Origin of the sequence: Stenotrophomonas sp. FR012 (assembly GCF_047520565.2) — a bacterium.
Lineage (GTDB): Bacteria > Pseudomonadota > Gammaproteobacteria > Xanthomonadales > Xanthomonadaceae > Stenotrophomonas > Stenotrophomonas sepilia.
Genome location: NZ_JAXBQL020000027.1, coordinates 1 through 2500, shown reverse-complemented (window position 1 = coordinate 2500; position 2500 = coordinate 1). Strand labels below are relative to the sequence as shown.

Annotated in this window: 3 rRNA genes (1 of these 3 cut by a window edge); all 3 read left to right on the top strand. The window is 56.0% G+C overall.

The window, feature by feature from the left end:
* Nucleotides 1–1736 (top strand): 23S ribosomal RNA (locus tag ACM0O9_RS19745); it begins 1144 nt to the left of the window's first position.
* Nucleotides 1737–1861: 125 nt separating this feature from the next.
* Nucleotides 1862–1976, top strand: a 5S ribosomal RNA gene (rrf, locus tag ACM0O9_RS19740).
* Nucleotides 1977–2107: 131 nt separating this feature from the next.
* Nucleotides 2108–2222: ribosomal RNA gene (rrf, locus tag ACM0O9_RS19735) — 5S ribosomal RNA — on the top strand.
* Nucleotides 2223–2500: the final 278 nt, after the last annotated feature.

Below are 2500 nucleotides of genomic sequence, written 5' to 3'. Positions count from 1 at the left end.
GGGTGCATAACTTTGTTATGCGCGGTAGAGGAGCGTTCCGTAAGCCGTTGAAGGTGGATTGAGAAGTCTGCTGGAGGTATCGGAAGTGCGAATGCTGACATGAGTAACGATAATGCGGGTGAAAAACCCGCACGCCGAAAGCCCAAGGTTTCCTTGCGCAACGTTAATCGGCGCAGGGTGAGTCGGCCCCTAAGGCGAGGACGAAAGTCGTAGTCGATGGGAAGCAGGTTAATATTCCTGCACCTCGCGTAAGTGCGATGGAGGGACGGAGAAGGTTAGGTGTACCAGGCGTTGGTTGTCCTGGGGAAAGGCGGTAGGTTTGGATCTTTGGCAAATCCGGGATCCTCTAAGACCGAGCACCGAGACGAGCCTTTATGGCAAAGTCACTGATACCACGCTTCCAGGAAAAGCTCCTAAGCTTCAGCTTACGCAGACCGTACCGTAAACCGACACAGGTGGGTAGGATGAGAATTCTCAGGCGCTTGAGAGAACTCGGGTGAAGGAACTAGGCAACATGGCACCGTAACTTCGGGAGAAGGTGCACCCTTTTTGGTGGCTCGTGCGAGCTATAGCTGAAGAGGGTCGCAGTAACCAGGCCGCTGCGACTGTTTATCAAAAACACAGCACTCTGCAAACACGAAAGTGGACGTATAGGGTGTGACGCCTGCCCGGTGCTGGAAGGTTAATTGATGGGGTCAGCCGCAAGGCGAAGCTCTTGATCGAAGCCCCAGTAAACGGCGGCCGTAACTATAACGGTCCTAAGGTAGCGAAATTCCTTGTCGGGTAAGTTCCGACCTGCACGAATGGCGTAACGACAGCGGCGCTGTCTCCACCCGAGACTCAGTGAAATTGAAATCGCTGTGAAGATGCAGCGTTCCCGTGGCAAGACGGAAAGACCCCGTGAACCTTTACTATAGCTTTACACTGAACGTTGAGTTCGTCTGTGTAGGATAGGTGGGAGGCTATGAAACCATGGCGCTAGCTGTGGCGGAGCCATCCTTGAAATACCACCCTGTCGTGCTTGACGTTCTAACCTGGGCCCATTATCTGGGTCGGGGACCGTGTATGGTGGGTAGTTTGACTGGGGCGGTCTCCTCCTAAAGAGTAACGGAGGAGCTCGAAGGTACGCTCAGCGCGGTCGGACATCGCGCACTGTGTGCAAAGGCATAAGCGTGCTTGACTGCAAGATCGACGGATCAAGCAGGTAGGAAACTAGGACTTAGTGATCCGGTGGTTCTGTATGGAAGGGCCATCGCTCAACGGATAAAAGGTACTCCGGGGATAACAGGCTGATACCGCCCAAGAGTTCATATCGACGGCGGTGTTTGGCACCTCGATGTCGGCTCATCACATCCTGGGGCTGTAGTCGGTCCCAAGGGTATGGCTGTTCGCCATTTAAAGTGGTACGCGAGCTGGGTTCAGAACGTCGTGAGACAGTTCGGTCCCTATCTGCCATGGGCGTTGGAGATTTGAGAGGGGCTGCTCCTAGTACGAGAGGACCGGAGTGGACGAACCTCTGGTGTTCCGGTTGTCACGCCAGTGGCATTGCCGGGTAGCTATGTTCGGAAGCGATAACCGCTGAAAGCATCTAAGCGGGAAGCGCGCCTCAAGATGAGATCTCCCGGGGCACAAGCCCCCTGAAGGAACCATGTAGACTACGTGGTTGATAGGTCAGGTGTGTAAGTACAGCAATGTATTGAGCTAACTGATACTAATGATCCGTGCGGCTTGACCATATAACCTCAAGTTGCCTTGGCTTTACGACAGCGTCGTAAGAGCATCCAAGTGCACGCTACGTCACAAGAACTATGCGAGGCTGGCGCCTTGTCCCCCGGGACGAGTGCGACTCTCCAAAAGCCTCCCTGGTGAAATTAGCGCTGTGGAACCACCCGATCCCATCCCGAACTCGGAAGTGAAACGCAGCTGCGCCGATGGTAGTGTGGCTCAAGCCATGCGAGAGTAGGTCATCGCCAGGGTTTATACCCAAAACCCCGCTGCTGACGCAGCGGGGTTTTCCTTATTAAGTGAAGGCATTGCTTTTCTGGATACCTTCCGCCCAAGGGCAAGATCGCGAAGCTGGCGCTGCAAGCGCTGCTGCAACCGTCTCCCTGGTGAAATTAGCGCTGTGGAACCACCCGATCCCATCCCGAACTCGGAAGTGAAACGCAGCTGCGCCGATGGTAGTGTGGCTCAAGCCATGCGAGAGTAGGTCATCGCCAGGGTTTACACCCAAAACCCCGCTGCTCGCGCAGCGGGGTTTTTCTTTGCGCGCAGTAATACAGGTAGTGCCAGCCGCTGGCCGGCAACCCGATGGCGTTACATCGCCCGCTAGATCCACGCCCTGCCTGGATGCCCTCTGCGAGGAAGCATGGCGCCAACCAAGGTCGGCCGCTACCAATCGATTGCCGGCCAGCGGCCGGCACTACCGGCAGATCCACACCAGTCGTGGATCTACCGCCGACGGTATGCAAAAGAAAAGCGGGGGCCCCCGGGGGGGGCG